The organism is Clostridium sp. MD294 (genome assembly GCF_000364165.2).
Lineage (GTDB): Bacteria > Bacillota > Clostridia > Lachnospirales > Anaerotignaceae > Coprocola.
Genome location: NZ_CP097810.1, coordinates 1,727,660 through 1,748,112, shown reverse-complemented (window position 1 = coordinate 1,748,112; position 20,453 = coordinate 1,727,660). Strand labels below are relative to the sequence as shown.

The window sequence follows — 20,453 nt, the reverse complement described above, 5'->3', positions numbered from 1 at the left end:
CCTCCCTCTATTAAAATTTTAATTCCAATACTTCTGGTTTTTGTGCTGCGTGTGCGTGCTCTGGACCAGCATAAACATGAAGTTTGCTAAACATTTTTCTACCCAGTGCATTTTTAGGAAGCATACCTTTTACAGCATGTTTAATTACTTCTTCTGGTTTCTTTTCTAATTGTTTTTTCAGTGTAATTGTTTTTAAACCACCAACATATCCACTATGATGTGCATATATTTTTTGGTCTAATTTTTTTCCTGTTACTGTTATTTTTTCTGCATTAATAACAATTACATAATCTCCTGTATCCACATTTGGTGCATACATTGGTTTGTTTTTTCCTCTTAAAACGGTTGCAATTTCAGATGCCAAGCGTCCTAATGTTTTGCCTGTAGCATCTACAACATACCATTTTCTTTCTACATCAGCGATTTTCGCTATGTATGTTGTTCTCATACGATTTACCTCCCTTAATATACTGTTTTGGTCTGTTGACTTTATGCACTACTTTGGGAAAAAGCAATACATAATCTCCATTATGACAAAGCATAACTTATTAGACCCCACTGTGAAACTTATATTTAAAGCCAAAAGGCTCTAAAGTCAAATCAATACAACAGAAATAATTATATTACAAAAATCTACTATTGTCAATAATAAATTTCAAGTAATGTTAATCCTTTTGCGGGAGCAGTCATACCTGCTTTTGTTCTATCTTTACTATCAATAATGGAAAGCATATCTTCTGCTTTTTTATTCCCTTTTGCTACTTCTAACAATGTACCTGCTATAATTCTAACCATATTATATAAAAAACCATCTCCTGTAATTATAATATTTACAAAATTCTCTTTTCTTTCTATTTTACAGTCAAATATTGTTCTTATAGTAGTAGTTACATTGCTTCCTGCTGCACAAAAACATTTAAAATCATGTGTTCCTATCAAATAACTTGCTGCTTGTTTCATTGCCAGTATATCCAATTTTTCATGAACAAATACACTATGTTTTCTTACGATAGGATTACAAAAATTATCATTATAAAATGTATAACAATATGTTTTTTTTATACAATTATATCTAGGGTGAAAACTTTCTGCTACTTCTTCTGTTTTCCTCACTACAATATCATCAGGTAAAAAAGAACGTATTGCAAAAGGAATTTTTGCTGTTGGTATAGGTGTTTCTATATCTATTACTGCTCTTTGTCCCATTGCATGAACACCTGCATCTGTTCTACTTGCTCCAATTACCTCTATATCTTGTTTACCAAACAGTTTTTTACAAGCATTTTCAACTGTTGCTTGCACTGTTTTAACACCATCATATTTTTGTTTTTGCCAGCCTGCATATTCTGTACCATCATAAGCAATAGTAAATAATATTCTTTTTTTCATGTTTATCACCATATAAAAGAAAATTGTGATGCTGCAAAACGTAGTACTATCAATGCAATACAATATGCCACTAATATTATAACTGCTCTATAGTCTGAAGACTTTAGTATCATCACATTCATTCTTGTTCTATTTTCATCACCATGATAGCATCTTGCCTCCATAGCCATAGCTAACTCATCTGCTCGGCGAAAAGAAGATATAAATAGAGGCACTAATATAGGAATTAAACTTTTTGCCCTCTGGAGTAAACTTCCGCTATCAAAATCTGCTCCTCTTGCTTGTTGTGCTTTCATAATTTTATCTGTTTCATCTAATAATGTAGGTATAAAACGCAATGCTATTGTCATCATCATAGCAATTTCATGTGCTGGCACACCTATTTTTTTAAAAGGACGCAATATATATTCTATACCATCTGTTAACTGTATAGGTGTTGTAGTTAATGTCAATATAGAAGAACCTATTACAAGTAAAACAATTCTAATACACATTTTTATAGCAATCAATATACCTTCTGTCGTAACTGTAAAAATACCCCATTCAAATAATATATGTTCTCCTCTTGTCATAAAAACATTTATAAATGCTGTAAATAATATAATAATCAATATACCTTTTATGCCTTTTAGCATAAATTTTAAAGGTACTTTTGACGCCTTAATTACTGCTGACATACACAATATTACAAAAATATATCCTAAAAATGTATTTACAAAAAACAATGTTAATATAAACAAAAATGTAATAATTAATTTTACTCTTGCGTCCATACTGTGTATAGGAGAATTGACAGGATAATACTGCCCTATTGTAATATCTCTAATCATAGTTGTTTCTCTCCTTTCAACAATGTATACAACGCTTTTACTGCTTCTTCTACTGTATAAATATCCTTTGGTAAAGTATAGCCCTTTTCTTTTAATGCTGCAATTACATAACTAATTTGAGGTGCTGCTAAACCTATTTTTTCTAATTCTTTTACTTTAGCAAATACTTCTTTTGGTGTGCCTGTCATAGCAATATGTCCCTTTTCCATTACAATAAGCCTGTCCGCTAATTTCGCCACATCTTCCATGCTATGAGAAACCAATATAATCGTAATGCCTCTTTGTTCATGTAGTTGTTTAATAGCATATAATATTTCATCTCTGCCTTTAGGGTCTAATCCTGCTGTTGGCTCATCTAATATCAATATCTCTGGGTTCATAGCTAACACACCTGCTATTGCCACACGTCTTTTTTGTCCTCCAGACAGTTCAAAAGGGGATTTATCATAGACTGCTTCACTTAGTCCTACAGTCTGTAATGCTTCTTTTACTCTTTTATCAATTTCTTGTTCTGTTAATTTCATATTCGTAGGGCCAAATGCTACATCTTTATATACTGTCATTTCAAAAAGCTGATGCTCTGGATATTGAAAAGCAAGTCCTACTCTTTGTCTTACTTCTTTTAATTTTGTTTTATCTTTGTGTATATTTTCTCCATCAAGTAATATTTCTCCTGATGTAGGGGATATTGTACCATTGAGATGCTGTATTAATGTAGACTTTCCTGAGCCTGTATGACCAATCAGTCCTATAAATTCTCCTTTTTGTATCTCTATACTAATATCATTCAAAGCTGTTTTTTCAAATATTGTATCTGCATTATAAATATGTGTTAAATGGCTGATTTTAATTGACATATTGCACCTACCATTTCTTCCACTGTTAAAATATCTTGTGATATATTAATTCCCATTTTTTTCAATTCATATGCGGTTTCTGTTACTTGTGGTACATCTAAACCATAACTTTTTAATGTTTCTACTTGAGGAAATACTTCTTTTGGTGTTCCCTCTAATACCATATTGCCATCATCTATTACAAACACTTTTTCTGCTTTTACTGCTTCGTCCATATAATGCGTTATTAATACAATGGTCATGCCTTCTTCTTTATTTAACTGCAATATAGTATCCATAACATCTTTTCTACCTACAGGGTCTAACATTGCTGTAGGTTCGTCAAATACAATACATTTTGGTTTCATAGCGAGTACACCTGCTATAGCTATTCTTTGCTTTTGTCCTCCTGAGAGTTTTGCAGGAGAATGTTGTTTATATTCCAACATACCTACTGCATTCAAAGCATCATCTACCCTCTTTCGTATTTGTTCAGAAGGTATTCCCATATTTTCAGGGCCAAATGCAATATCTTCTTCTACTACAGTCGCTACTAATTGGTTATCAGGATTTTGAAATACCATTCCTGCACTTTGTCTAATATCCCAAATCAATTCCTCTTTTTGTGTATCATATCCATTTATCCACAATACTCCCTCTGTAGGACGTACTAAAGCGTTGATATGTTTTGCAAATGTAGATTTTCCTGAACCATTATGTCCTAGTACCGCTACAAAACTGCCCTGTTGAATGGATAGATTGACATGGTTTAGTGCTAATATTTTTTCTTCTTTTGTGCCTTTTTCTGTTTCTATTACTTTAATATATTCATAAGACAGATTTTCGGCTTTTATCATTTCCATATTTTCACCGCCTGTTATATTAGTCTATGGCAAAAACTGCTCACAGCTAGAAATAGTATAATGTATTCTTTGTCAAAAAGCAATCATTTTGCTTTAATTGTTATATTCCTTAAAACTTTATTACATTTACTATATTGTATTAAAATTAATACCTTATTGTGGTATACTAATGATATATTATACTGTCATTTTATTTTTAAGAGAGGTAATGTCTATGAAAAAAATATATTTATTATTATTTTTATGTATTATTTTATTTCCTTTTACTGCTTCCGCAGAACAACATTCTCCCACTATTGAAAAACAAAAAGAACAAGAAAACAGCACATCTTTCATTTTTCAAATGGAAAATTATGAAGAATATTTACAGCAATATAAAGCATCTCAAACAACAGAAACAACTATAGCATTACCTTCTGAAAAAGATATTACTATTTCTACAAAAGGTGTTTTTCGTATTTATAATGCTGCTGTACTCTCTCCAGAATATATTAAAATAAAAGAACAAAAAGCTGGTTCTCTTAAAAAAGGTGACTGTATTTATTTTGAACTAAATAAAGGAAGATTTTTAAAAGATATTTCTGCTATTATAACACAAGGCGATATGAAAGCCACTGCTGTAGGAAATGGAAGTTATATCAAATTAGAAATTACACAAACAAGTACAGTTCCTTCTGAGATCATATTAAATCGCATTATGATATTGCCAGAAGGAAAAAACGAAAACAGTGAAGCAAAAAGTGAATTTGTACTTTCTTTAACTTCAAAATATATCAATGGTGATAATTTATTTCATAATACCAAAAATGTAATATTAAATAATCGTTTTGCTACTATGGAATGGTATGACGGAGAATACTGCTATGAAGGTTTTCGATTTGAAGGTAGGCTTTTATTTGCAAATGGTATTTCTTATTGTATATTAAATGATAATATTATATTTTTATACCATGACACTTATTTAAAACAAAATTATTTAATGGTGCCTTTGCGTTCTCTTTATCACGTTTTTATAGTAGACAACCATTATTGTGAAACATACGTTTTAAATCCTTCTATTAGTGTTTTCCGCCTAAACTGGGATACAGAACAAAAAATAGCTACTATAGGAGACGCTGATTATTATAGTGTTTCCTTTCAAGATAAATCCAATACTATGACTGTTATACGTGCCTATCGTAAGCAAAATAGTATAATAGAATTGCCTGTTGCTGCTGAAATTAAAAATGATACAATTTATGTTCCTCTCTGTGCTGAAACAGTAGGAGCAATATTACGATGGGATATAAGCAAGTATATGTACTGGGACGATACTGCAAAAACAATGTTAATTGAACATTAAAAGGGGGAAATAATATGAAATTTTGTTGTTTATTGTGTATTTTTCTGTTACTTTTTACAAATTCTACATTTGCAGAACAAAATTTGCCTTACTATGTGGTAAACAAAGAAAAAGCTCGTGAATACTCTTATTATAAAAATTATGGCATAGATGATAAAAAACATCAAAAATATATTGATGATTATAAAGCTTCACAAATTACAGCAACAGAAATTTCTCTTTCTACAGGAAATATTACTATTTGTACAGAAGGTAGCTTTTTACATCATGATGATGCTTATGCTCGTCCAAGCTACATCAAAATAAAAGAAAATACTGCTGGAGCTTTACAAGAAGGTTCTATATATATTACTATAGACGAAGGTACTTTATTAAAAGATATGAAATGTACAACAACATCTGGCGATATTATCGCATCTGCTATTGGAAATGGCAAAACAATTAAAATTGACATAGAACACCAAAGCACTATGCCCTCTGAAATCACAATTACAAATCTAACTATACTAACTAATCGTATGAATGAAAATGAATGGAAAGAAAGAGAATGTATACTTTCTGTATCTGTTTCAAATGAATTAGATAAAAATTTATTTTCAGAATATAGCACAGAAAATATTATAGTAAATGCTCGCTTTTGGGCACAGCACAATACTCTTAGACAAGGCTGTGGTGGTGATTATTATATTGGGGGAAGACTTTCTTTTACAGCAGACAAAAATTATTATATGTTAAATGATACAAAATTTGATATGGAAGGTAGTTCTTATATAAAAGATAATATACTTATGGTACCAGTATATTCTTTAGGAGAGGCTCTTTTTTTAGACAGTATTTATAGCGTTCGATACAATTATTCTATTCCTTATGGTCAAAATGACTTTGAACATTCTCATTTTTTAAATTGGTATGACAATAATCAATCTGCATCTATATTATATAGGTGTAATGTTCTTTTTCAAAATCAATCAAATATAGCACAAACTTTTTATGATTATGATAAAAAAGATTTTATTCCAAAAAGCATTGATGATACCATAGAAATGCCTACAAATGCAGAAATAAAATACGGTGTATTATATGTTCCTGTTCGTTCCGCTATTGATGCACTTACTTACAATAATACCAATTTCTATTGGGACGAAAAAACAAAAACATTTTATTATAACTACTAAATACAATATAAAACCTCTAGTATGCTAACTAGAGGTTTTATTACTTAACTACTCATATAATTTATATACTGTAGTATATCCTTCTTTTCTATCTTCTGATACCACTTTTATTAAAAATTCTCCATTATCGTGCCATATAATATCTGTTATTTCAATATTGATATGTCCTTTTCTTTTTTCTAATTTTAAAACTTGTTCTATTGCTGTTTGTTCTGAAAAATAATATTCTTGGTCTTTTATTTTTATTCTATATACTGTACTTCCTTGTGAATATTTCTCCATAATGTGTTTTACTTCTTCTACAGCATACATTGCACATTCTCCATTTGCTTTTGAAAACAAATGCTCTCCTGCTTCTCCTTGATATTTTTGTTTATATTCCCAATTTGACCAGTTACTTAAATATACATTATTTCCGTCTGTTATCATATAAGGATATTCTTTTTTTATAATACCTATATCTTTTTGTGTTCTTGTACTATCATAGCGATAAATATATTTTCCCTTTGTATATTCTACTTCTGTAATAAGTATATCACCATTTTTTAAATATCTTGTCATTCTTAAAAAAGCTGGTATTCCCAAATCTACGTTTTCTATAAATTTCTTTATATTTTCTGTATTTTCTGTTTCTCCACCTTCTATCAATACAACATCATCATTTTTTATAGCAATTTTTTTTGTATATTCTTTTGGTAGCCTTTGTAATTTTTCATAACCATAAGGAGAATATTTTGTATAAATAGATTTTCCAATTTCAAATTCAGCATAATATTTTCTTTTACCAAAAAAGCCATATTCTCCATAACTATTATCACTATCACTTACTTGCTTTATTAAGCGATATTTTCCTTTTGGTAAGTCTATTTCTCTTATATCCCAATCAGTAGCTGCTACGCTCCATCTAAATATACCTGCTCTCTTTTTATTAAAATTTAATGAAATTCCTGCGTCATCTCTGTCATGCCTGCGTGGTATCTCATACCACTTTTCATTTATAAACACTTCTACTTCAGTGTCATAACCATATTTTAATTCTTTTGCTGTCTGATTTTTAAATATATATGTAATTTCTTCAATATCTTCTGCATATACATTATGCTCTGTTTGAAATACTACAGAACCACTTTTATCAAAATCTGTTTCATTATATTTAGATGGTTGTAGCTCTATATTGCACCACATAACAGTATTTGTGTCACTTTCTGCATTTTTTGTATTACTAATTTCAAATTCTGCACAATATTTTCTTTCACCAAATACCCCAAGTTTTCCATATGTTCTATCGCTTAATTGTTTTATAATACGATACTTTCCTTCTGGCAAATCATAGCCTTCTATATTCCACTGAAATACATCTTCTCTTTTTGTATTGCTATTTAATATCATAGCAACATCATCAATACCTCTTTTAAGATTAATTTCATACCATTGTCCATTTACAAACATTTCTAATTCTGCATCATGACCATAACTTACTTTCATATTTGTATGATTTTCAAATATATATTTTATTTCTTTTACTTCTTTGTCATACATATCATGTTCTGTATAAAATGCTACATCATCGCTTTTATCAAAATCTACTTCATTATTATATTTAGAAAGTGTCAACTTCATATCGTACAACATGATTGTATTTTGTTCCGCAAATACCTGAAATAATGATATACAAATTATATATACTATGATGAATATAACAACAATTTTTTTCATTTCTACCCCTCCTATCTATTTATATAGTATAACACAAAAAAATACTTTTTTTGTAAATTTTAAATACTTTAAGAATTTTTTAATATTTATAACATAAAAAAAACCTTGAATATTCAAGGTTTTTTTTATGTTAATTTTATACTAATTCAATAATTACTTCTGGAGCACCGTCGCCTTTTCTCATACCAATTTTAATTATTCTAGTATATCCACCTTTACGGTCAGCATATTTTGGTGCAATTTCGTCAAAAAGTTTTGCAGCCATATCTACTTCTTTACTAAGGCTTCTTTTCTTTTTGCCATCTTTTGGTACTTCTGTTACTGTATAAAGTTCACTTAATATTTTACGTCTTGCGTTTAATCTAGATGGTTTATCTTTTTTAATTGTTTTTTTCTTTTCTTCATAAACAGTTACTTTTTTACCATCTACAATCTCTTTTACTCTTTTACCATTGGCATCTTTTTTTGCAACTTTTGCCATTACTTCTACTTCTTCAAAGTTATCTTTCTCTTTTACAGCTAATGTAATCAGCTTTTCAGCAATTCTTCTCACTTCTTTTGCTCTTGTTTCTGTTGTTTTAATTTTACCATGATACAATAAATTTGTAACTTGATTTTTCAAAAGAGCCTTTCTTTGTGATGATGTGCGTCCAAGTTTTCTATAACCAGATGCGTGCATATCTGTATCCTCCTTGTTATCGCCTGCAAAACTGACCCCGAAAAAACAACTCTTTGGCATTACGTTTTTTCGTAATTTTGCAGAATATTATTATCCACCGCTTGAGCGTAAAGCCAAGCCTAACTTTGCTAATTGATATTGAACTTCTTCTAATGACCTTTGTTCCAAGTATTTCACTTTCATTATTTCTTTTTCTGTTTTGTTAATTAAATCTTCTATTGTGTGAATACCCGCACGTTTTAGGCAATTATAAGAGCGAACCTCTAAATCAAGTTGTTCAATACCCATTTCAAGCATTTTTTCTTTATTGATATTTTGTTTTATATTCGTATTCTGATTGCAATTACTTATAAAAAGATCATCTATTTTTTGTATAGAAGCAAATTCTTCTGACATATCTATACCCTCTTTTACAAATATCTGCTAATCACTTACACAACATTTTTACAGAATACATTATTCATCGCTTGGGCGTAAAGCCAAGCCCAACTCTGCCATTTTATTAAGCACTTCTTCTAGTGACTTACGTCCCAGATTTCTTACCTTCATCATTTCTTCTTCTGTTTTATTTGCTAAATCTTCTACAGTATTGATACCTGCACGTTTCAAACAGTTATAGGAACGTACAGAAAGGTCAAGTTCTTCAATGCTCATTTCAAGCACTTTTTCCTTTTTACCTTCTTCTTTCTCTACCATAATTTCCGTATTTTTTGCATTATCAGACAAGTCAATGAAAAGGTTCAAATGCTCATTTAATATTTTCGCACCATAACTTACTGCATCGTCTGGTGCAATTGTTCCATTTGTCCAAACTTCCAATGTCAATTTATCATAATCAGTAATTTGACCAACACGAGTATTCTCTACTAAAAAGTTTACTCTTGTTACTGGTGTAAATATACTATCCACTGGAAGCATACCAATAGGCTGGTCGTCTTTTTTGTTCTTATCACTGCCAATATATCCACGTCCCTTATTTATGGTAATTTCCATAGATAAACGTGTATTTGTACCGCCGCTTAATGTTGCAATGTGATGGTCTGGGTTCATAATTTCAATGTCACTATCGGCTTTTAAATCAGAACCTTTTACTTCTCCTTCGCCTTCTACATCAATGTATGCAATTTTTGGCTCATTGCCTTCACTGTTGTTTTTTATGGCAAGTCCTTTCAAATTTAATATGATTTCTGTTACATCTTCTTTTACTCCAGGAATTACACTAAATTCATGAAGTACACCATCTATTTTGACATTGCTTACTGCTGCACCAGGTAATGAAGAAAGCAATATTCTTCTTAATGAATTGCCTAATGTTGTACCATAGCCTCTTTCCAAAGGCTCTACTACAAATTTACCATATGTTTTATCTGGTGCCATCTTATCAATTTCAATGCGAGGTTTCTCAAATTCAAACACTCATGCAAACCTCCCTCTTTTATGATAGTTTGCCGCAGAAATACTGCGGCATAATAATTGACTGATTTTTTTAATTATTTGGAGTACAACTCGACGATAAGTGTTTCCTCAACTGGTACATCAATTTGTGCTCTCTGAGGTTTAGACAACACTGTACCGCTTAATGCGTCATGGTTTGCAGACAACCATTCAGGCACAATTCTTGCACCTGTTACTTCCAAAACATCTTTATATCTTTGCATGGATTTATATTTTTCTTTGATTTCTATTGTATCGCCTACTTTTACTTGGTAAGATGGAATATCTACTGGTTTACCATTTACCAATACATGTTTATGACGCACAATTTGTCTTGCTTCTTTTCTTGTTCTACCATAGCCTAAGCGGAACATTATATTATCTAATCTTAATTCCAAAATCATAAGCAGGTTTTCACCAGGAATACCTTCTTTTTTTGCAATCTGTTCTGCTTTTGCATAGTATCCTCTAAATTGTTTTTCTAATACACCATATATAAATTTTGCTTTTTGTTTTTCTCTTAATTGTAAACCATATTCACTTAATTTTTTACCAGCTCTTGGATTTTGTTTTTTAGATTTTTTGTCAATTCCCAAAAAGATAGGGTCTAAATTTAATGACCTACATCTTTTTAACACTGGAACTCTATCTCTTGCCATTTCTTATAGCACCTCCTGTTAGATTTTAGATTAAACTCTTCTACGTTTTGGTGGTCTACAACCATTATGTGGTACAGGTGTTACGTCTTTGATAAGTGTTACATCAAGACCAGCAGCCTGTAATGCACGGATTGCAGCTTCACGTCCTGAACCAGGACCTTTTACAAATACTTCAACTGTTTTCAGACCATAGTCTGATGCAGCTTTTGCAGCTGTATCTGCTGCTTGTTGTGCAGCATATGGTGTGGATTTTCTTGAGCCTCTAAAACCTAACTGTCCTGCACTTGCCCAGGAAAGTGCATTTCCTGCAGCGTCTGTAATTGTAACAATTGTATTATTAAAAGTAGACTGAATATGTGCTTGACCACGTTCTACACGTCTTTTATCACGACGTCTACGTGTCGTTGTCTTTTTTACTGCCTTCTTTGCCATTTTACACTCAAACCTCCTTATGAAATATGATTATTTCTTCTTATTTGCTACTGTTTTTCTTGGGCCTTTTCTTGTTCTTGCATTTGTTTTTGTCTTTTGTCCTCTTACTGGAAGGCCTTTTCTATGACGAATACCTCTATAACAACCAATTTCAATCAGACGTTTGATATTTAAAGCGATTTCACGTCTTAAATCACCTTCTACTTTTTGAGAGCGGTCAATGACATCTCTTATACGAGATACTTCCTCATCTGTCAAATCTCTTACTCTTGTATCAGGATTTACTCCCGCTTCTTTTAATATTCTATTTGAACTCGGACGTCCGATACCATATACATATGTCAAACCAATTTCTACTCGTTTCTCTCTTGGTAAGTCTACACCAGCAATACGTGCCATGTATCAATTACACCTCCTGAAAAAATTCTATACTTTATCTATATTAACTACTATTATATTTTTATATCTTTACATTTTTATAGTAACGTTGGGTATCACAAATAGGGATATAGACCGTCCTCTATCAGCTGCCCCCACTATTAACTGTATACTCCTTCGATACCTACTTTTGACGGATTTTCTCCTCCGGTCTGGTAAGGACTATTGACCTCTCCATCACCATAAATAGATTATCAGCTGCTACTTATTAGCCTTGTTTTTGTTTGTGTTTTGGATTTTCACAAATTACCATTACACGGCCTTTTCTTTTAATAATTCTGCATTTTTCACACATTGGTTTTACAGATGGTCTTACCTTCATTAGTGAACCTCTCCTTCCTTATTTTGCTCTCCATATAATTCTACCTTTTGTTAAATCATATGGTGACATTTCCACTAATACTTTATCACCTGGTAATATTCTTATAAAATTCATACGAAGTTTACCTGAAATATGTGCCAATATTTGATGGCCATTTTCTAATTCTACCTGAAACATTGCATTCGGTAATTTTTCTAATACAGTTCCTTCTACTTCAATTACGTCATCTTTTGACAAAACCTAGAAACCTCCTTTACTATTACTATATTCTCTCAAAACTTTTACAATATCAGCATTTAACAGATAGCTTTTTTGATTGAGTTTTTGCTGTAAAGAGTTGCTGACAAATTTTGTTGCTTGTATATGTTTTATCTTTTTTCTTTTCGGTTTCTCCAAAGTACGGTTCTTTCCATCTATTAGATATACATACTCGCCTTCAACGGACATAATTACAAATATTCCGCCTTTGTCATGACCACTTTTTGAATAAACAATCTGCCCGACTTCATATTCCATTGTCATCACCTCTTATGGCAGTAATGTGAGAATTTCTGGTTCTCCATTCGTAATCACTACTGTATTTTCATAATGTGCTGCACAAAGACCATCTCTTGTTACAGCTGTCCAGCCATCTTTTAATACTTTTAACTGATAAGAACCCATATTTACCATAGGCTCTATTGCTAGTGTCATACCTCTTTTTAGTAATATGCCTTTTCGTTGTTGTCTATAGTTTGCAACAGAAGGGTCTTCATGCAGTTTTCTTCCTATACCATGCCCTACATACTCTCTTACAACAGAAAAACCATTTTGCTCTACATATTTTTGTATTGCTATACCAATTTGATTTAAATGACACCCTTGCTTAGCATATTGTATTCCTTCAAAAAAACTTTGTTTTGTTACATCAATCAGCTTTTGTAATTCTGGTGTGATTTCTCCTACTGCATACGTTCTTGCCGCATCTGCATGATAACCACCTATATAACTTCCCATATCTATACTGATAATGTCACCTTGTTTTAATTTTCTTTCACTTGGAATACCATGAACGATTTCATCATTAACAGATGCACAAATAGAACCAGGAAAACCTCCATAGCCTTTAAATGATGGTACTGCTCCCTGACTTCGTATATACTCTTCTGCTATACTATCCAACTGTTTTGTTGTTACTCCAGGTTTTATTTCTTTTTTTAATACCTCATCTAATTTCGCAAGTATTTCTCCAGCTATTTTCATCTTTTCGATTTGTTCTCTCGTTTTAATATGAACCGCCATTTTTATGCCTCTAATTCTGCTATAATTGCTTTAGAAACTTCTTCTACACCCAGCATACCATCTACTTCAAACAATATACCTTGTTTTTTATAATATTCTACCAATGGCTCAGACTGTTCATGGAATGTTGCAAGACGTGCTTTTCCTGCTTCCAATGTATCATCTTTTCTTTGTGTCAATCCTTCACCACATACATCGCAAATGCCTGCTTTTTTAGGTGGAAGTGATATTTTGTTATAAGAAGCTCCACATTTTGGGCAGGTTTCTCTTGCTGTAATTCTTTCTAGCATAACATCATCTGGTGCATTGATATAAACTGCTTTATCTAGTTTTACCATTTCGTCCAGTTTTTCTGCCTGTACTGTGGTACGAGGAAAACCGTCCAATATAAAACCATTTTTGCAGTCATCTTGTTTTATTCTTTCATTTACTATAGCAATAATTAGTTCATCTGGTACTAAACCGCCACTTGCCATAATACTTTTTGCTTTACTTCCCAACTCAGTTCCACGACTTACTTCTTCTCTAAGCATATCACCTGTTGAGATATACGCTAATTGAAAATGATTTATCAATTTTCTTGCTTGTGTTCCTTTTCCTGCTGCTGGTGCACCTATTAGTACTAATCTCATACGGCTTTTCTCTCCTCTCTACATCTTCCTACTATACAACCTTTCAGAAATGCAAGGCATTTCTAAAAGGTCAAAACATCAATGTCCCAAAAATCCTTTATAATGTCGCATCAACAACTGGGACTCTAAAGCTTTTACAATATCTAAAGCAACACCAACTACGATGATTAATGTTGTGCCTCCAAAACCAACATTTACTTTAAATATCCACTGCATTACTACTGGTGCCATTGCTAATATTGCATAGCATATCGCTCCTACTAATGTAATACGGCTTACTACCCTTGTAATATAATCACTTGTTGGCTGTCCTGGTCTAATCCCTGGAATAAATCCACCGCTTTTTTTCATGTTTACTGCAATCTGATTTGGATTTATCACAATAGATGTATAAAAATATGTGAAAATGATTATCAATACTACATATAAACACGCACCGACTGGATTTGTCATACGAAGCGTTTCGATTATCTTTGTAAACGTTTCACCCTTATTTGGTATAAATTGACCAATTTGTTCTGGAAACTGTAACAAAGAAATCGCAAAAATGATAGAAATTACACCAGAAGTATTTACTTTAATTGGCATAAATGTACTTCTTCCGCCAACTTGTTTCCTTCCTGCCATTTTAGCAGAATATTGCACTGGTAACCTTCTTTCTCCGTCATTTAGATATACAATAAATACCAATACAATTAAAAGCACTACAAGTATACCAGCCACTGTCGCTATTCCTTTTGTACCAGAACCTGCTGCCATATCATACATACTTTTTGTTGCCATAGGTAAACTAGAAACAATATTGATGAAGATTACCATGGAAGAACCATTTCCAATACCTTTTGCTGAAATTTGTTCCGCCAGCCACATAATAAATGTAGAACCAGCTATCAGTGTTACTACAGAACTTACATACAGTAACATACTATCTGCTATAAACAAACCTCTATAGCTATATGTTACACCAAGTCCCTGCAATAATGCAAGCACAACTGTTAAATATCTGCTATAAGATTGTACTTTTTTTCGTCCTTCTTCTCCCTCTTTTGACATTTGCTCCAATTTTGGTATGGCAATCGTCAATAACTGCATTATAATAGAAGATGTAATATATGGCCCAATACCCATTGCAAATATTGACCATTGTGAATTTGCTCCTCCAGCAATCATACTATATAGTGTTCCTATACCTGCTGCTTGCTGTGCTTCCTTCACTCCTACTACATCAATTCCTGGTATCGCAATAATTGTACCTAATCTCACTATTGCAAATATCATTAATGTATAAAGTATTTTATTGCGGATTTCTTTTACTTTCCAAGCGTTGATGAAAACGTTAAACAATTCAAATCACCTCTGCTTTTCCGCCGGCAGCTTCAATTTTTTCTACGGCAGATTTACTAAACTGCTGTACTTTAATTGTAAGCTTTTTATCAATCTCTCCAACGCCAAGTATTTTTACACCATCTTTTGGATTGCTGATTAAACCAACAGCTTTTAAAGCATCTATATCTATTACTGCATCATTTTCAAATCTTTCATTCAATAAACCTACATTTACTGTAACGATTTCTTTAGAATTTCTGCATTTGAAACCTCTTTTTGGAAGTCTTCTATATAAAGGCATTTGTCCACCTTCAAATCCTGTTTTTCCACCAGAACCAGAACGTGCTCCTTGTCCTTTATGACCTCTGCCTGCTGTCTTTCCATTGCCTGAAGCATGACCTCTGCCTTTTCTCCAATTATTTTTTCTGGAGCCTTCTGCGGATTTTAATTCGCTTAAGTTCATTTCGGCACCTCCTTCATTCTTTTTACATTAAATTTCTTCCACTTTTACAAGGTGACCTACCTGTTTTATCATTCCACGTATTGCCACATTGTCTTGATGGATTTTACTACTATGGAGTTTTTTCAAACCCAAAGCTTGCACTGTTTTTCTATGTTTTGGGATTGCTCCGATTGTTGATTTCACTAATGTGATTTTAATTTCCGCCACCGTTCATTCCTCCTTAGCTCAACAGTTCTTCTACTGTTACGCCACGCAGTTTTGCAACAGCCTCTGGTGTTGTTACTCTGGATAAACCTTCAATCGTTGCACTAACAACATTACGTTTGTTATTAGAACCTAATGATTTTGTTCTGATATTACGTATGCCTGCCAACTCTAATACCGCACGTGCAGGTCCTCCCGCAATAATACCAGTACCTTCTACTGCTGGCATAAGCAACACACTTGCACTACCAAATTTTCCTGTTGTTCCATGATATATACTATCTACTTCATTTCTTGCCACTGTTACAATATTTTTCATAGCATCTTCTTTGCCTTTACGTATGGCATCTGGAATTTCTGCTGCTTTGCCAAGCCCACAGCCAACGTGTCCGTTGCCGTCGCCTACTACAACCAATGCAGCAAATCTAAAAGTACGTCCGCCTTTTACAACTTTTGTAACACGGTTGATTGTAACGACTTTATCTTGAAGATCTAATGTACTTGGATCAATTCTTTTCAATTTGTCTTCCTCCTTGCCTTAGAATTGTAAGCCGGCTTCTCTTGCTGCATCAGCCAATGCTTGAATTTTTCCGTGATATACAAATCCGCCTCTATCAAATACAACTTCTTTGATACCTTTATCCATTGCTTTTTTTGCAATTGCTTCTCCTACAACTTTTGCAGCTTCTACTGTAGAAGTATGCTCTACTTTACTTGCAATATCCGCTTCCATTGTAGATGCTGCACAAAGTGTATTTTGTGCTACGTCATCTATAATTTGTGCGTAGATATGTTTATTTGAACGAAATACAGCCAGTCTTGGTTGTTGTGCTGTGCCGTTTACTTTATTACGAATTCTATAATGACGTTTTACACGGGCAGCTACACGTGATGGCTTATTAATCATTTGGCTTCACTCCTTTTTTACTACTCCACAAAGCCATAATACATATATATGATATAAAAAATTTTTGACTTTGTCAGCTTCTAAATTAGTCACTTTCCGATATAAATAATTTATTATATTATTTCTTACCGGTCTTACCAACTTTTCTTCTGATATGCTCATCAGCATATTTAATACCTTTACCTTTATATGGTTCAGGTGGTCTTTTTGTTCTGATTTCTGCTGCAAATTGTCCGACTTTTTCTTTATCAATACCTTTTACAGTAATTTTGTTTTGTCCTTCTAACACTGTTTCAATGCCTTCTGGATCCATCATTTCTACTGGGTGAGAATATCCCAATGTTAATGTTAATTTTTTGCCTGATTTTGCAGCTCTATAACCTACACCATTGATTTCAAGTACTTTTTCATATCCTTGTGTTACTCCAACAACCATATTGAATATTAATGTTCTTGTTAATCCGTGTAATGCTCTATGTCTTTTTAAATCACTTGGTCTTGTTACTGTGATTTGTCCGTTTTCTACTGCGATGTTCATGTCATCAGCTAATTTACGTTCCAAAGTTCCCTTTGGACCTTTCACTGTAATGTGGTTTCCTTCACCAATTTTTACTTCCACGCCTGCTGGAATATTAATAGGTAATTTACCAATTCGTGACATGGTCTGCACCTCCTATATTATTATTACCAGATGAAAGCAATTACTTCGCCGCCTACGCCTGCATTTCTTGCTTGTTTATCTGTCATTAATCCTTTACTTGTTGATATAATTGCTGTGCCAAGTCCTCCCAACACTCTTGGTAATTCCTCTTTGCCAGCAAATACTCTCAATCCTGGTTTTGAAATTCTTTTTAAACCTGTGATAACTTTTTCATTTTTATCTTTTCCATATTTTAATGTGATACGAATAGTTGCTTTTACACCATCTTCTATCACTTCATAGCCTTTAATATATCCTTCTGTTGTCAATATATCAGCAATTGCTTTCTTCATTTTTGAAGAAGGTACATCTACTGTATCATGTTTTGCTATATTGCCATTTCTTATTCTTGTAAGCATATCTGCGATTGGGTCGCTCATTGACATATGAAATCCTCCTTTCCCTTTACCAGCTTGCTTTTTTTACACCTGGAATTTGTCCCTTGTATGCTAATTCACGGAAGCAAATACGGCAAATTCCAAATTTTTTTAATACAGCATGGGGTCTACCGCAAACTCTACAACGTGTATACGCCCTTGTGGAAAACTTTGGTTTTCTCTGTTGCTTTACGACCATTGATTTTTTAGCCATTTTTGTCCCTCCCTATTATTTTGCGAATGGCATTCCGAATAATCTTAATAATTCTCTTGCTTCTTCGTCTGTTTTCGCAGTTGTAACAAATACTATATCCATACCTCTTATTTTATCTACTTTATCGTATTCAATTTCAGGGAAGATTAACTGCTCTTTTATACCCATTGTATAGTTTCCACGTCCATCAAATGAATTTGCTTTTACACCATGGAAGTCACGTACACGAGGTAATGCAATGTTTATCAATCTATCTGCAAATTCATACATTCTATTTCCTCTCAATGTTACTTTGCAGCCGATTGGCATACCTTCACGAAGTTTAAATGCTGCAACGGATTTTTTTGCTTTTGTTATAATTGGTTTTTGTCCGGATATTATTGTTAAATCCTTTACGGCACCATCCAATACTTTTACATTATCCTTTGCTTCACCAACACCCATATTGATTATGATTTTTTCAATTTTTGGTACTGCTAATTTATTTTTATAAGAAAATTTCTTAGTCATTTCTGGTACGATTTCATCATTATAAAAACTTCTTAATCTACTCAAGTTATTACCCTCCTTTCACGAATTAGTCAATTACTTCTCCTGTTTTCTTCGCAATTCTTACTTTTTTGCCATCTTTTATCATTGCTCCAATTCTTGTTGCTTTGCCATTATGCAAATACATTACATTGGACGCATGAATATAGTTCTCTTTTTTTATAATACCACCCTGTTGGTTCATTGGGTTTGGTTTTACGTGTTTTGATACCATATTTACGCCTTCAACGATAACTCTATTGTTTTTTAGGTCTACTTTGAGTATTTTTCCTTGCTTTCCTTTATCTTTTCCAGCAATTACTACTACTTTATCGCCGCTTTTTAATTTCATTTTCGCCACTTGACACACCTCCTATTACAGTACTTCTGGTGCTAAAGATAATATTTTCATAAACTGTTTTTCTCTCAGTTCTCTTGCAACAGGTCCAAAAATACGTGTTCCTCTTGGATTTTTATCATCTTTAATAATAACAGCTGCGTTTTCATCAAATTTTATATAGCTTCCATCTGCTCTACCTACAGAATTTACTGTTCTTACTACTACTGCTTTTACTACGTCACCTTTTTTTACAACACCGCCGGGTGTTGCATCTTTTACAGAAGCTACGATAATATCACCAACACCTGCATATCTTCTTGTAGAACCTCCAAGTACTCTGATACAGAGAAGTTCTTTCGCACCTGAATTATCTGCTACTTTTAATCTGGTTTCTTGTTGAACCATAGTAATGCCTCCTCCCGTAACAGTCTTATTTTGCTTTTTCCATAATTTGTACAAGACGCCATCTTTTATCTTTTGATAATGGTCTTGTTTCCATTACCTTTACACGGTCGCCTATGCCACATTCATTTTTTTCATCATGTGCTTTTAATTTATAAGTTCTATTTACGATTTTACCGTATAATGGGTGTTTTACTTTATCTTCTACAGCTACTACTATGGTTTTATCCATTTTATCACTGATTACTTTTCCAATTCTTGTTTTACGAAGATTTCTTTCTTCCACGAGGTTGCCTCCTTTCCTCTTTGACAACTATTATTCAGCTGCTTTTTGTTTCTGTGTAATAACTGTCTGTATTCTTGCTATATTTTTACGAACTTCCTTAATTCTTGCAGTATTGTCCAACTGGTTTGTTGCATTCTGAAATCTCAGGTTAAACAATTCTTTTTTCGCAGAAACAAGGTCATTTTTTAATTCATCTGCTGTTTTTCCAACTAATTCATTAACATAGCCTTTTGCTTTCACTGCTGATCACCTTCCATTTCCGCCTGTTGCTCTGCACGAGAAACGATTTTACATTTGATTGGCAGTTTATGAATTGCAAGTCTTAACGCCTCTCTTGCTGTTTCTTCTGCAACTCCACCAATTTCAAACATAATTCTACCTGGTTTTACAACTGCTACCCAATATTCTGGTGAACCTTTACCAGAACCCATACGAGTTTCAGCAGGTTTTGCTGTGATTGGTTTGTCTGGGAATATCTTAATCCATACACTACCACCACGTTTTATATATCTTGTCATAGCGATACGGGCTGCCTCTATCTGGTTTGATGTTATCCAGCTTGGCTCACACGCTTGAATACCATAATCACCATATGTGATTTTGTTTCCTCTCATCGCTTTGCCTTTTAAACGTCCTCTCATTTGTTTACGTCTTTTTACTCTCTTAGGCATTAACATA

Annotated in this window: 32 protein-coding genes and 1 pseudogene; 2 read left to right on the top strand and 31 right to left on the bottom strand. The window is 32.8% G+C overall.

Annotation, left to right across the window (positions count from 1 at the left end; genetic code table 11):
* Nucleotides 1–10: 10 nt before the first annotated feature.
* The 5 genes from rplM to C820_RS08690 all read right to left on the bottom strand — a co-directional run bounded on the left by rplM (nt 11) and on the right by C820_RS08690 (nt 3,918).
* Entirely contained in the window at nt 11–448 is a 438-nt protein-coding gene (gene rplM / locus C820_RS08710) for a 50S ribosomal protein L13 (protein ID WP_004034694.1), read from the bottom strand.
* 194 nt (nt 449–642) lie between these two features.
* Nucleotides 643–1,389 carry a tRNA pseudouridine(38-40) synthase TruA gene (gene truA / locus C820_RS08705; protein WP_035295584.1) on the bottom strand — a complete coding sequence of 249 codons (747 nt, stop codon included), beginning with the start codon at nt 1,387–1,389 and terminating at the stop codon, nt 643–645.
* A 5-nt stretch (nt 1,390–1,394) separates the two neighbouring features.
* Entirely contained in the window at nt 1,395–2,219 is an 825-nt protein-coding gene (locus C820_RS08700) for an energy-coupling factor transporter transmembrane component T family protein (protein WP_004034696.1), read from the bottom strand.
* A complete protein-coding gene (locus tag C820_RS08695) occupies nt 2,216–3,076 on the bottom strand; it encodes an energy-coupling factor transporter ATPase (protein ID WP_004034697.1) in 861 nt (286 codons plus the stop codon). The genes C820_RS08700 and C820_RS08695 overlap by 4 nt, the downstream gene beginning before the upstream one ends.
* Entirely contained in the window at nt 3,052–3,918 is an 867-nt protein-coding gene (locus tag C820_RS08690) for an energy-coupling factor transporter ATPase (RefSeq protein ID WP_004034699.1), read from the bottom strand. The genes C820_RS08695 and C820_RS08690 overlap by 25 nt, the downstream gene beginning before the upstream one ends.
* A 214-nt stretch (nt 3,919–4,132) precedes the next feature.
* On the opposite strand from C820_RS08690, the gene C820_RS08685 reads away from it, so the two are divergent.
* Together C820_RS08685 and C820_RS08680 are read left to right on the top strand one after the other, a co-directional pair.
* Nucleotides 4,133–5,260, top strand: a complete 1,128-nt coding sequence (locus tag C820_RS08685; protein WP_004034701.1) for a stalk domain-containing protein — start codon at nt 4,133–4,135, stop codon at nt 5,258–5,260.
* Nucleotides 5,261–5,274: 14 nt separating this feature from the next.
* Complete coding sequence (locus tag C820_RS08680) at nt 5,275–6,435, top strand: stalk domain-containing protein (RefSeq protein WP_004034703.1); 1,161 nt, start codon at nt 5,275–5,277, stop codon at nt 6,433–6,435.
* Between the two features lie 48 nt (nt 6,436–6,483).
* Here C820_RS08680 and C820_RS08675 read toward each other — a convergent pair whose 3' ends face one another.
* The 26 genes and pseudogenes from C820_RS08675 to rplP all read right to left on the bottom strand — a co-directional run bounded on the left by C820_RS08675 (nt 6,484) and on the right by rplP (nt 20,452).
* Nucleotides 6,484–8,151 carry an immunoglobulin-like domain-containing protein gene (locus C820_RS08675; RefSeq protein WP_004034707.1) on the bottom strand — a complete coding sequence of 556 codons (1,668 nt, stop codon included), beginning with the start codon at nt 8,149–8,151 and terminating at the stop codon, nt 6,484–6,486.
* A 136-nt stretch (nt 8,152–8,287) separates the two neighbouring features.
* Nucleotides 8,288–8,830, bottom strand: coding sequence for a bL17 family ribosomal protein (locus C820_RS08670; protein WP_004034709.1), 543 nt, complete (start codon nt 8,828–8,830; stop codon nt 8,288–8,290).
* Between the two features lie 90 nt (nt 8,831–8,920).
* A pseudogene (locus C820_RS08665) lies at nt 8,921–9,151 on the bottom strand (DNA-directed RNA polymerase subunit alpha C-terminal domain-containing protein); the annotation flags it as partial.
* Between the two features lie 135 nt (nt 9,152–9,286).
* Nucleotides 9,287–10,246 carry a DNA-directed RNA polymerase subunit alpha gene (locus C820_RS08660; protein WP_004034711.1) on the bottom strand — a complete coding sequence of 320 codons (960 nt, stop codon included), beginning with the start codon at nt 10,244–10,246 and terminating at the stop codon, nt 9,287–9,289.
* 74 nt (nt 10,247–10,320) lie between these two features.
* Entirely contained in the window at nt 10,321–10,923 is a 603-nt protein-coding gene (rpsD, locus tag C820_RS08655; protein WP_004034715.1) for a 30S ribosomal protein S4, read from the bottom strand.
* Between the two features lie 30 nt (nt 10,924–10,953).
* Nucleotides 10,954–11,355, bottom strand: coding sequence for a 30S ribosomal protein S11 (rpsK, locus tag C820_RS08650; RefSeq protein ID WP_004034717.1), 402 nt, complete (start codon nt 11,353–11,355; stop codon nt 10,954–10,956).
* Between the two features lie 30 nt (nt 11,356–11,385).
* Nucleotides 11,386–11,754, bottom strand: coding sequence for a 30S ribosomal protein S13 (rpsM, locus tag C820_RS08645; RefSeq protein ID WP_004034719.1), 369 nt, complete (start codon nt 11,752–11,754; stop codon nt 11,386–11,388).
* A 247-nt stretch (nt 11,755–12,001) separates the two neighbouring features.
* A complete protein-coding gene (gene rpmJ, locus C820_RS08640; RefSeq protein WP_004034721.1) occupies nt 12,002–12,115 on the bottom strand; it encodes a 50S ribosomal protein L36 in 114 nt (37 codons plus the stop codon).
* Between the two features lie 18 nt (nt 12,116–12,133).
* A complete protein-coding gene (gene infA, locus C820_RS08635) occupies nt 12,134–12,352 on the bottom strand; it encodes a translation initiation factor IF-1 (RefSeq protein WP_004034723.1) in 219 nt (72 codons plus the stop codon).
* A 3-nt stretch (nt 12,353–12,355) separates the two neighbouring features.
* Entirely contained in the window at nt 12,356–12,631 is a 276-nt protein-coding gene (locus C820_RS08630; protein WP_004034724.1) for a KOW domain-containing RNA-binding protein, read from the bottom strand.
* Nucleotides 12,632–12,643: 12 nt separating this feature from the next.
* Entirely contained in the window at nt 12,644–13,396 is a 753-nt protein-coding gene (map, locus tag C820_RS08625; RefSeq protein WP_004034730.1) for a type I methionyl aminopeptidase, read from the bottom strand.
* A 2-nt stretch (nt 13,397–13,398) separates the two neighbouring features.
* Nucleotides 13,399–14,028: an adenylate kinase gene (locus C820_RS08620; protein WP_004034731.1), complete on the bottom strand. Its 630-nt coding sequence runs from the start codon at nt 14,026–14,028 to the stop codon at nt 13,399–13,401.
* Nucleotides 14,029–14,106: 78 nt separating this feature from the next.
* Nucleotides 14,107–15,372 carry a preprotein translocase subunit SecY gene (secY, locus tag C820_RS08615; protein WP_004034733.1) on the bottom strand — a complete coding sequence of 422 codons (1,266 nt, stop codon included), beginning with the start codon at nt 15,370–15,372 and terminating at the stop codon, nt 14,107–14,109.
* 1 nt (nt 15,373) lies between these two features.
* Nucleotides 15,374–15,817, bottom strand: coding sequence for a 50S ribosomal protein L15 (gene rplO / locus C820_RS08610; RefSeq protein WP_004034735.1), 444 nt, complete (start codon nt 15,815–15,817; stop codon nt 15,374–15,376).
* A gap of 27 nt (nt 15,818–15,844) precedes the next feature.
* Entirely contained in the window at nt 15,845–16,024 is a 180-nt protein-coding gene (gene rpmD / locus C820_RS08605; protein ID WP_004034744.1) for a 50S ribosomal protein L30, read from the bottom strand.
* Nucleotides 16,025–16,037: 13 nt separating this feature from the next.
* On the bottom strand, nt 16,038–16,541 hold the full coding sequence (gene rpsE, locus C820_RS08600) for a 30S ribosomal protein S5 (protein ID WP_004034752.1): 504 nt from the start codon (nt 16,539–16,541) through the stop codon (nt 16,038–16,040).
* Nucleotides 16,542–16,559: 18 nt separating this feature from the next.
* Complete coding sequence (rplR, locus tag C820_RS08595) at nt 16,560–16,928, bottom strand: 50S ribosomal protein L18 (RefSeq protein ID WP_004034754.1); 369 nt, start codon at nt 16,926–16,928, stop codon at nt 16,560–16,562.
* Nucleotides 16,929–17,046: 118 nt separating this feature from the next.
* Nucleotides 17,047–17,589, bottom strand: a complete 543-nt coding sequence (rplF, locus tag C820_RS08590) for a 50S ribosomal protein L6 (RefSeq protein WP_004034758.1) — start codon at nt 17,587–17,589, stop codon at nt 17,047–17,049.
* A gap of 23 nt (nt 17,590–17,612) precedes the next feature.
* Complete coding sequence (gene rpsH, locus C820_RS08585; RefSeq protein ID WP_004034760.1) at nt 17,613–18,014, bottom strand: 30S ribosomal protein S8; 402 nt, start codon at nt 18,012–18,014, stop codon at nt 17,613–17,615.
* Nucleotides 18,015–18,033: 19 nt separating this feature from the next.
* Nucleotides 18,034–18,219 carry a type Z 30S ribosomal protein S14 gene (locus C820_RS08580; RefSeq protein WP_004034761.1) on the bottom strand — a complete coding sequence of 62 codons (186 nt, stop codon included), beginning with the start codon at nt 18,217–18,219 and terminating at the stop codon, nt 18,034–18,036.
* A gap of 15 nt (nt 18,220–18,234) precedes the next feature.
* Nucleotides 18,235–18,774, bottom strand: coding sequence for a 50S ribosomal protein L5 (gene rplE, locus C820_RS08575; protein ID WP_004034762.1), 540 nt, complete (start codon nt 18,772–18,774; stop codon nt 18,235–18,237).
* Nucleotides 18,775–18,796: 22 nt separating this feature from the next.
* Complete coding sequence (rplX, locus tag C820_RS08570; RefSeq protein WP_004034763.1) at nt 18,797–19,108, bottom strand: 50S ribosomal protein L24; 312 nt, start codon at nt 19,106–19,108, stop codon at nt 18,797–18,799.
* 15 nt (nt 19,109–19,123) lie between these two features.
* Nucleotides 19,124–19,492, bottom strand: coding sequence for a 50S ribosomal protein L14 (gene rplN / locus C820_RS08565; RefSeq protein WP_004034764.1), 369 nt, complete (start codon nt 19,490–19,492; stop codon nt 19,124–19,126).
* A 25-nt stretch (nt 19,493–19,517) separates the two neighbouring features.
* Entirely contained in the window at nt 19,518–19,775 is a 258-nt protein-coding gene (gene rpsQ, locus C820_RS08560; RefSeq protein WP_004034765.1) for a 30S ribosomal protein S17, read from the bottom strand.
* A gap of 30 nt (nt 19,776–19,805) precedes the next feature.
* On the bottom strand, nt 19,806–20,015 hold the full coding sequence (rpmC, locus tag C820_RS08555; protein ID WP_004034766.1) for a 50S ribosomal protein L29: 210 nt from the start codon (nt 20,013–20,015) through the stop codon (nt 19,806–19,808).
* Nucleotides 20,012–20,452 carry a 50S ribosomal protein L16 gene (gene rplP / locus C820_RS08550; RefSeq protein ID WP_004034767.1) on the bottom strand — a complete coding sequence of 147 codons (441 nt, stop codon included), beginning with the start codon at nt 20,450–20,452 and terminating at the stop codon, nt 20,012–20,014. Before rplP ends, rpmC begins: the two co-directional genes overlap by 4 nt.
* Nucleotide 20,453 lies beyond the last annotated feature (1 nt).

Coding starts and splice junctions, on each gene's coding strand:
- rplP (WP_004034767.1), bottom strand. CDS start 20,452: ATGTTAATGCCTAAGAGAGTAAAAAGACGTAAACAAATGAGAGGACGT.
- map (WP_004034730.1), bottom strand. CDS start 13,396: ATGGCGGTTCATATTAAAACGAGAGAACAAATCGAAAAGATGAAAATA.
- rpsD (WP_004034715.1), bottom strand. CDS start 10,923: ATGGCAAGAGATAGAGTTCCAGTGTTAAAAAGATGTAGGTCATTAAAT.
- truA (WP_035295584.1), bottom strand. CDS start 1,389: ATGAAAAAAAGAATATTATTTACTATTGCTTATGATGGTACAGAATAT.
- rpsK (WP_004034717.1), bottom strand. CDS start 11,355: ATGGCAAAGAAGGCAGTAAAAAAGACAACGACACGTAGACGTCGTGAT.
- rpmJ (WP_004034721.1), bottom strand. CDS start 12,115: ATGAAGGTAAGACCATCTGTAAAACCAATGTGTGAAAAATGCAGAATT.
- rplM (WP_004034694.1), bottom strand. CDS start 448: ATGAGAACAACATACATAGCGAAAATCGCTGATGTAGAAAGAAAATGG.
- rplO (WP_004034735.1), bottom strand. CDS start 15,817: ATGAACTTAAGCGAATTAAAATCCGCAGAAGGCTCCAGAAAAAATAAT.
- rpsM (WP_004034719.1), bottom strand. CDS start 11,754: ATGGCACGTATTGCTGGTGTAGACTTACCAAGAGAGAAACGAGTAGAA.
- rplR (WP_004034754.1), bottom strand. CDS start 16,928: ATGATTAATAAGCCATCACGTGTAGCTGCCCGTGTAAAACGTCATTAT.
- C820_RS08675 (WP_004034707.1), bottom strand. CDS start 8,151: ATGAAAAAAATTGTTGTTATATTCATCATAGTATATATAATTTGTATA.
- rpsH (WP_004034760.1), bottom strand. CDS start 18,014: ATGTCAATGAGCGACCCAATCGCAGATATGCTTACAAGAATAAGAAAT.
- C820_RS08620 (WP_004034731.1), bottom strand. CDS start 14,028: ATGAGATTAGTACTAATAGGTGCACCAGCAGCAGGAAAAGGAACACAA.
- C820_RS08685 (WP_004034701.1), top strand. CDS start 4,133: ATGAAAAAAATATATTTATTATTATTTTTATGTATTATTTTATTTCCT.
- C820_RS08680 (WP_004034703.1), top strand. CDS start 5,275: ATGAAATTTTGTTGTTTATTGTGTATTTTTCTGTTACTTTTTACAAAT.
- C820_RS08630 (WP_004034724.1), bottom strand. CDS start 12,631: ATGGAATATGAAGTCGGGCAGATTGTTTATTCAAAAAGTGGTCATGAC.
- rplF (WP_004034758.1), bottom strand. CDS start 17,589: ATGTCACGAATTGGTAAATTACCTATTAATATTCCAGCAGGCGTGGAA.
- C820_RS08580 (WP_004034761.1), bottom strand. CDS start 18,219: ATGGCTAAAAAATCAATGGTCGTAAAGCAACAGAGAAAACCAAAGTTT.
- C820_RS08700 (WP_004034696.1), bottom strand. CDS start 2,219: ATGATTAGAGATATTACAATAGGGCAGTATTATCCTGTCAATTCTCCT.
- C820_RS08670 (WP_004034709.1), bottom strand. CDS start 8,830: ATGCACGCATCTGGTTATAGAAAACTTGGACGCACATCATCACAAAGA.
- rplN (WP_004034764.1), bottom strand. CDS start 19,492: ATGGTTCAACAAGAAACCAGATTAAAAGTAGCAGATAATTCAGGTGCG.
- C820_RS08695 (WP_004034697.1), bottom strand. CDS start 3,076: ATGTCAATTAAAATCAGCCATTTAACACATATTTATAATGCAGATACA.
- C820_RS08690 (WP_004034699.1), bottom strand. CDS start 3,918: ATGGAAATGATAAAAGCCGAAAATCTGTCTTATGAATATATTAAAGTA.